The organism is Paenibacillus sp. YIM B09110 (assembly GCF_037167145.1).
Classification (GTDB): Bacteria; Bacillota; Bacilli; order Paenibacillales; family Paenibacillaceae; genus Pristimantibacillus.
The window spans coordinates 1-8,168 of the sequence record NZ_JBANSP010000053.1; the positions used below are offsets into that span (position 1 = coordinate 1).

General features: G+C 48.6%; 7 protein-coding genes and 1 tRNA gene. All 8 read left to right on the plus strand.

Annotated features, from left to right (window positions below; translation table 11 throughout):
* Positions 1-191 (plus strand): hypothetical protein (locus tag V8F51_RS31320; RefSeq protein ID WP_337104431.1); only part of this gene is annotated, 191 nt, incomplete at its 5' end.
* A gap of 359 nt (positions 192-550) precedes the next feature.
* Positions 551-1,756 (plus strand): GNAT family N-acetyltransferase, encoded by a 1,206-nt coding sequence (locus V8F51_RS31325; RefSeq protein ID WP_337104432.1) that lies wholly within the window; start codon positions 551-553, stop codon positions 1,754-1,756.
* A 143-nt stretch (positions 1,757-1,899) separates the two neighbouring features.
* A complete protein-coding gene (guaB, locus tag V8F51_RS31330; protein WP_337104433.1) occupies positions 1,900-3,357 on the plus strand; it encodes an IMP dehydrogenase in 1,458 nt (485 codons plus the stop codon).
* Between the two features lie 211 nt (positions 3,358-3,568).
* On the plus strand, positions 3,569-4,858 hold the full coding sequence (locus V8F51_RS31335; protein ID WP_337104437.1) for a D-alanyl-D-alanine carboxypeptidase family protein: 1,290 nt from the start codon (positions 3,569-3,571) through the stop codon (positions 4,856-4,858).
* 120 nt (positions 4,859-4,978) lie between these two features.
* Complete coding sequence (gene pdxS / locus V8F51_RS31340; protein WP_337104434.1) at positions 4,979-5,860, plus strand: pyridoxal 5'-phosphate synthase lyase subunit PdxS; 882 nt, start codon at positions 4,979-4,981, stop codon at positions 5,858-5,860.
* 96 nt (positions 5,861-5,956) lie between these two features.
* Positions 5,957-6,541: a pyridoxal 5'-phosphate synthase glutaminase subunit PdxT gene (gene pdxT / locus V8F51_RS31345; protein WP_337104435.1), complete on the plus strand. Its 585-nt coding sequence runs from the start codon at positions 5,957-5,959 to the stop codon at positions 6,539-6,541.
* 21 nt (positions 6,542-6,562) lie between these two features.
* Positions 6,563-7,846 (plus strand): serine--tRNA ligase, encoded by a 1,284-nt coding sequence (serS, locus tag V8F51_RS31350; protein ID WP_337104436.1) that lies wholly within the window; start codon positions 6,563-6,565, stop codon positions 7,844-7,846.
* Between the two features lie 87 nt (positions 7,847-7,933).
* Positions 7,934-8,022: transfer RNA gene (locus V8F51_RS31355), tRNA-Ser, on the plus strand.
* The last annotated feature ends 146 nt before the right edge of the window (positions 8,023-8,168 follow it).

Genomic DNA, 8,168 nt, shown 5'->3' on the forward strand with positions numbered 1-8,168 from the left:
GCGAGGAAGCAGGCCCGGCTATAGAGGAAGGTTCAGATGCCGACCTCGAAGTAAGCACAAGTAGTCTATTCAGCCGGTGCGGAATGGCCGTCGCGGGGCACGAGGAACCAACCGCTTGTGATGCGGTTGGTTTTTTGTTGTGCGCAGAAGCGGCGACTTACCTCTCCCAGTCTGGGGGGGATGGGTGCTGAATAACCGTATCGGGGCACGAGAAACCCACCGCATGCAGATGTAGTGGGTTTTGTGGTTTATACAAATGCTAATGAATCCTAATAACCTTATTTACTTCGAATTTGCTAATTTACCGCCTTTAAGAATTCTGGTATCGTTATTGGTCATCAGAGCTCTTTAATTTGCTTTAAAGTTAGAGAATAGCTACTTGTAGATTCGTTAAGTGCACATCAGAGTAGTAAAATGATGAATAGAGTTACCTAGATTCGTTAGTCGGTGTTGGGATAAAAGTTAATGAGCGATGGGAGCGCTAGCTCTGCCGCTTATAGTAGTCGATGTTTTTTTGTTATATGATGGTGATAATTGGAGGCGATATGAGATGGAGCAAAAAATTGAAATTGTTCAGATGAAGGAAGAATTATATGATGCGAGCATAGCATTATCCCAGTTTGCCTTTCAGTATGTCAGATCGCCTGAAGAGATTGAGCGGACGAAGCAGCAGTTCTTAGCAGAACCCGCTGTAAAGTGGGCTGCAATCGTAGATGGACAGTTGGCAGCACAAGCTGCGGTGTTCGATCTGTACACGTATATCGGAGGAAATAGATTTGCAATGGGTGGAGTGGCTGGTGTAGCTACTTGGCCGGAGTACCGGAGACAAGGCTTAGTCGCGAAGCTGCTTGTGCATGCGCTAGAGGGGATGAAGGATAGAGGTCAGAGTATATCGTTTCTGCATCCATTCGCATTTGCTTTCTACCGGAAGTTCGGTTGGGAGACGTATATCGAATATAAGTCTTACACCATCCGCACCGATCAATTGCCTGCAAGACAACTGATCAATGGTCGAATTAAAAGAGTGGTCATGGAGGCTTCCGCCAATGTAATAGGTCAACTGTACGAAGCTTATGCTTCCAAGTACAACGGAACGTTGGCACGTAGCGAGCTATGGTGGGAGTATCGGGTCAACAAACGTAAGCCTGGTCAGACTGCTGTGTATTATGATACTGCGGACAAGCCCCAAGGCTATATTCGTTATGAAGTGAAAAATAGTCAGATGACGATACATGAGTTGGTCTATCTTAACGAGGAGGCGCGCAGCTCGTTATGGTCATTCATAGCTCAACATGATTCGATGATAGAGCGAGTAACGATAACCGCGCCGTCCGACGATCTGTTGCCATTCCTATTAGATAATCCACGCATCCAGCAGGAGACGATTCCATATTTTATGGCACGTATTGTTGATGCAGCAGCTTTTGTGGAGCAATATTCGTTTGAATCGGCAGATTATGAGGATCATATTGTGATTGCAATTAAGGATGAGCATGCGCCATGGAATAATGGACTCTACATGCTCAATATCGCCGAATCGGGTAAAGCTAATCTCGTTCCCTATGAATATTGTGCGTCAAATAATGGTCAAAACAGCGTTGAACTCAGTATTGGCACATTAACGACGATACTTCTAGGTTATATGAACATATTACAATTATATCAATATGGCCGAGTCCAAGGAGTCGAGTCCATTATAAACCGCTTACAGGAGCGTATTCCCGAACGAAACACGTACTTAATGGACTTTTTCTAATAAAATACGACCATTTTGGCTAACAATCTGCACAAATTACTGACGTGCACCCTGTTTTGTTCAGCCTTGACAGCCCCTACCCCCTCTGCTAATATTGCAATAATATACGTGAGAGGTACTGAAAATAAGGGAGGAACATACTCGTGTGGGAAACAAAATTCGCCAAAGAAGGGCTTACGTTTGACGACGTACTGCTTGTTCCGCGCAAATCAGAAGTGCTACCAAGGGAAGTTGACATCTCGATTCGATTAAGCGACAGCGTTAAGCTGAATATTCCGCTCATTAGCGCAGGCATGGATACAGTTACGGAATCGGCATTGGCGATTGCTATAGCTCGTGAGGGCGGTATCGGTATTATTCATAAGAATATGTCCATCGCACAGCAAGCGGAAGAGGTTGACCGCGTAAAACGTTCGGAAAGCGGCGTTATTACTAACCCGTTCTCGCTGACACCTGAGCATCATGTATACGACGCTGAGGAGCTTATGGGCAAATACCGTATATCCGGCGTACCGATTGTGGATAACAACAAGAAGCTTGTTGGTATTCTAACAAACCGGGACTTGCGTTTCGTACACGATTATTCCATTAAAATTAGTGAAGTCATGACGCACGAGAATCTTGTGACGGCGCCTGTTGGCACAACGTTGCAAGAGGCCGAAGGACTTCTGCAAAGACATAAGATCGAGAAGCTGCCTCTCGTTGATGAAGAGAACACGCTCAAAGGTCTTATTACCATTAAAGATATCGAGAAAGCGATCCAATTCCCGAACGCGGCGAAGGATTCGCACGGACGTCTGCTTTGCGGAGCGGCAGTAGGCATCTCGAAGGACACGATGGATCGCGCAGAAGCACTTGTACAATCGGGTATCGACGTACTTGTTGTTGACTCGGCGCATGGCCATCATATTAATATTCTAGAAGCGGTTCGCAAGTTGCGCGCAACGTACCCGGATCTTACGATCATTGCAGGCAACGTTGCAACAGGGGAAGCTACGCGTGACTTGATCGAAGCAGGCGCATCCGTCGTTAAGGTCGGTATTGGTCCTGGTTCGATCTGTACGACTCGTGTTATTGCAGGTATCGGCGTACCGCAAATTACAGCAATCTACGATTGTGCATCGGTAGCACGCGAATACAACATACCAGTTATCGCTGATGGCGGCATTAAGTATTCCGGTGACATTACGAAGGCAATTGCATCCGGAGCCAGCGTCATTATGATCGGCAGCTTGTTCGCGGGAACGGCTGAGAGCCCTGGCGAGACGGAAATTTTCCAAGGCCGCAGCTTCAAAGTATACCGTGGCATGGGATCGCTCGGCGCGATGAAAGAAGGCAGCAAGGATCGTTACTTCCAAGAGAACGAGAGCAAGCTCGTTCCGGAAGGCATCGAGGGCCGCGTACCTTACAAAGGGCCGCTAGCCGATACGGTTCACCAATTGCTCGGCGGACTTCGTTCGGGCATGGGTTATTGCGGTACGGCTTCGCTTGAAGCGCTTCGCAACGACACGCAATTTGTACGCATTACGGGTTCGGGTCTTCGTGAGAGCCATCCGCATGACGTTCAAATTACGAAAGAAGCACCAAACTACTCTCTATAATAGACCCGACAAACGGGATAAGAGCCAGACAGGGATTTGCGTATACTACGCTTGTCCTTGTCTGGTTTTCTTTGATGTGCAATCCCCTTATAATTGGTGAGAGATTACTCATTTAGGTAACTGTTCAAAGAGGTTTAATTGTATTGGTTTGTTATGTTACAATTAACAACGGACAATCCAAGTGGGAAAAGGGGAGACGACGTTGAAGGTTATGGTTAGACCGGTTCGGTTTTTGTCGGTCATCGCTGCAAGTTTGGCGATTTGGATGGTAATGCTATCGTTTAATACTGCGGTAGTAGAGGCGCAAGGTTACGATAATAGACCAAGTACAGAAAACTCACTAGGATTGCAGGTTAAATCGGCAATACTTATTGATGCGGACACCGGCCAGGTGTTGTTCCAGGTGAACAAGGACGAGCCGCTGCCGCCAGCGAGTATGACGAAGCTTATGACAGAGTATATCGTGTTAGAGGAAATTAAGGATGGCCGCTTAAAATGGGATCAAATCATTTCGGTAAGCCCAGAAGCTGCAGATACAGAACCTTCGGAATCGCAAATATATTTGGCTGAGGGCGACCAGCACTCGGTCAGGGACTTATATATAGCAATGGCAGTTGGATCAGCTAATGACGCGACTCGCGCGCTTGCAACGGAAATTGCAGGCACAGAGCAAGCTTTTGTCGACAAAATGAACGAAACGGCTAAAAATCTTGATCTCAAATCAGCCGTATTTACAAGCGCAACAGGCTTCGAACCGAATACCGTCATTTCGGTATCCGATGTGGCCAAGCTGTCGCAAATTATTTTGAAACAGCATCCAGAGTTTTTGGAATTCTCCAGCATGCAGGAATACAAGTTCCGTCCGCGCGACACAGCGCCTATGGTTAACTTCAACTATATGCTTGGCGCTAATAAGAACAAGTCGGGTCTTGCTTTCTTAGCCTATGAGGGCGTTGACGGCATGAAAACCGGCTTTATCGAAGAGGCGGGTTACAACTTCACAGGTACGGTAAAGCGCGGCGATATCCGATTCATTAGCGTTGTTATGGATACGGCTACGAAAAACTCGCGTTTCCAAGAAACGGCGAAGCTGTACAACTACGCATTCAGCACTTTTGAGAAAAAGACGGTATTGCCGCCGAAATCTGTGGTAGAAACGATCCAATCGGTAAAAGTTAAAAAAGGCGCAAAAAAGAGCGTAAATGTCGTAACAGACAAAGACATTACATTCATGGTTAAGAAAGGCGTCGAGCCTAAGGTTGAACTCATCGGCAGCCAAGTGAAATCGGAAGATGAGCTTGTTGCTCCGATTCCAGCCGGAACGGCTATAGGTACAGTGACTTATAAGTATACCGATGCCGAACTGAACATCACGACCGAGTACACGGTTAACTTGGTGACGACGGATGAAGTGGCCAAAGCCGGCTGGTTCAAGCTGTTGTTCCGTGCAATTGGCGAGTTTTTCTCCGGATTGTTTAACGGGATCATCAATATGTTCTAATTGTTTGCCTCGCGAGGCAAATCTAGGGTTGTCGATTAATCGGGCTTCCTGTAAAATCAATGGTTAGTACAACTTCGGCAAGAAACAATGACAATGGTCGAAAATAGGAGGATTTGTAGGATGGAAACAGGTACATCGCGCGTAAAACGCGGAATGGCAGAAATGCAAAAAGGCGGCGTCATTATGGACGTCATGAACGCTGAGCAAGCAAAGGTAGCAGAAGCAGCAGGTGCAACGGCAGTTATGGCACTTGAGCGCGTACCTTCCGATATTCGTGCAGCAGGCGGCGTAGCTCGTATGGCTGACCCGACAATCGTCGAAGAAGTTATGAAGGTTGTTTCGATCCCGGTTATGGCGAAAGCGCGTATCGGTCACTATGTTGAAGCGAAAGTGCTCGAGTCGATGGGCGTTGACTATATCGATGAGTCGGAAGTGTTGACTCCAGCAGATGAGATTTTCCACATTAGCAAAAACGAGTTCACGATTCCGTTCGTATGCGGAGCGAAGGATCTTGGCGAAGCGCTTCGTCGTATCCAAGAAGGCGCAGCAATGCTTCGTACGAAAGGTGAACCGGGAACAGGAAACATCGTTGAAGCGGTTCGTCACCTTCGTCTCATTAACGGCCAAATTCGCAAAGTACAAGGATTGTCGAAGGACGAGCTCTACAATGAAGCGAAAGTTCTTGGCGTGCCTTATGACCTGCTTCTTCAAATTCACGAGACAGGCAAGCTTCCTGTCGTTAACTTCGCAGCAGGCGGCGTAGCAACACCTTCTGATGCAGCGCTTATGATGCACCTTGGTGCTGACGGCGTATTCGTTGGATCCGGTATCTTTAAATCCGACAGCCCAGAGAAATTCGCCCGCGCTATCGTTGAAGCTACAACGCACTACCAAGATTACAAATTGATCGCGGAAGTATCCAAAAACTTGGGAGCGCCAATGAAAGGCATCGAAATTTCCAAGCTAGATTCTTCGCAACGCATGCAAGATCGCGGTATCTAAATTTCAGAATTCATATAGTGAGTAATACGCGGACGCCGGCTTTGTGCAGATTATTGCGCGGCCGGCTTCAGCTTCGTAAAGGAAGGCGATTGGGTCATGAAGATTGGCGTACTTGCGCTTCAAGGCGCGGTGGCAGAGCATATACGAAGTTTGGAGGCGGCGGGCGCGGAAGCGGTCGCCGTTAAGCGAGTCGAGCAGCTTGAAGAGATTGAGGGGCTTGTAATCCCTGGTGGAGAGAGCACGACGATCGGAAAGCTGATGCGTCAATACGGCTTCATTGATGCCGTAAGAGCGTTCGCTGGGCAAGGCAAGCCATTGTTCGGCACTTGTGCAGGTCTTATTGTTCTCGCAGAAGAGATTGAAGGCCAAGAGGACGCGCATCTGCGCCTCATGGACATGACCGTGGCAAGAAATGCATTTGGCCGCCAACGGGAAAGCTTCGAGACGGATCTCGATGTGAAAGGGATAAATGAGCCGATTCGTGCCGTATTCATTCGTGCTCCGCTTATTAAGAAGGTAGGCAAGGACGTTGACGTATTGTCTACATACAAGGACGAGATCGTGACGGCAAGACAAGGCCATCTGCTTGCGGCATCGTATCATCCGGAATTGACGGACGATTATCGTCTGCACGCTTATTTCGTCGATATGGTGAAGGAAGCGGCAGCGAGCAAGGCTTAGATTGTAGGGGGGTTAACTAACGTGCTTGACGTGAAGCTGTTAAGAAATGAATTCGAGAAGGTTGAGCAGGCGCTTCGCAACCGCGGCGCATCGCTTGATCTTATCGCTGGTTTTCCCGTATTGGATAGTAAGCGCCGCGAGTTGATTACAGAGACGGAGCAGCTTAAGAATCGCCGCAATGTCGTATCGCAAGAGGTTGCTAAGCTGAAGAAGTCGGGCGGCGACGCAGAAGCTCTTATCGTGGAGATGAGAGAAGTAGGCGATCGCATCAAGGAGCTTGATGAGGAACTGCGCGTACTTGAGGTTCAAGTAGACGAACTGACGCAAGCGATTCCGAACATTCCAAGCGAGACGGTTCCAGTCGGCGCATCGGAAGAAGATAATGTGGAAATTCGCAGAGTCGGCGAGCTTCCATCCTTCGCGTTCGAACCAAAGCCGCACTATGAGCTGGCTCAATCGCTGAACATTCTAGACTTCGAGCGTGCCGGCAAAGTAACGGGCTCGCGCTTCACGTTCTATCGCGGCCTTGGCGCGCGTCTAGAACGCGCTCTGATCAGCTTCATGATGGATCTGCACAGCGATCAGCATGGTTACGAGGAAGTATTGCCTCCGTACATCGTTAACCGCGACAGCTTGTTCGGAACAGGACAGCTGCCGAAGTTCGAAGAGGACTTGTTCAAGCTGTCCGACTCCGAGTATTTCCTGATTCCTACGGCTGAAGTACCGGTGACGAATCTTCATCGGGATGAGATTCTTTCAGTTGAAGATCTACCGAAATATTTCGTCGCTTACAGCTCCTGCTTCCGTTCTGAAGCAGGCGCAGCAGGTCGCGATACACGAGGCTTGATTCGCCAGCATCAGTTCAATAAGGTTGAGCTTATTAAGCTGACGAAGCCGGAAGAATCGTACGACGAGCTCGAGAAGATGACAGCTAATGCGGAGAAGGTGCTTCAACTGCTGGGCTTGCCTTATCGTGTTCTAGCGCTCTGTACGGGCGATATGGGCTTCACAGCGGCGAAGACGTACGATCTTGAGGTTTGGCTGCCAAGCGCAGACACATACCGCGAGATATCTTCCTGCTCGAACGTAGAGGACTTCCAAGCGCGCCGCGCTGCTATTCGCTTCAGAAGAGACGCGAAGAGCAAGCCGGAGTTCGTGCATACGCTCAACGGATCGGGTCTTGCGGTCGGCCGCACGTTCGCGGCAATTGTCGAGAATTATCAGCAAGAAGACGGTTCGATTACGATCCCGGAAGTATTGCGTCCGTATATGGGCGGCATCAGTTCGATTCCTTCTGCTCAGTAATTTATAGAAATATTGACCATGGGCCAAAAATAAAGTTGCTTCTCGTTTTTGGCCTGTGGTACAATAGCTTTTGTGACGATTAGATGTGGAGAGGTACCGAAGCGGTCATAACGGGGCGGTCTTGAAAACCGTTAGGGTGCAAGCCCACATGGGTTCGAATCCCATCCTCTCCGCCATATACAAAAAACAAGCCGATTCCTGAAAAGGAATCGTTTTTTTGTGTATAGCGGGATGGGATTCGAACGGGCCGTGAAGCGGAGATGCCCCAAAGCATGTCCGTAGGCCCCGGCGTGATAGTCGCTATAAGCGTAAAGGTGCAGAC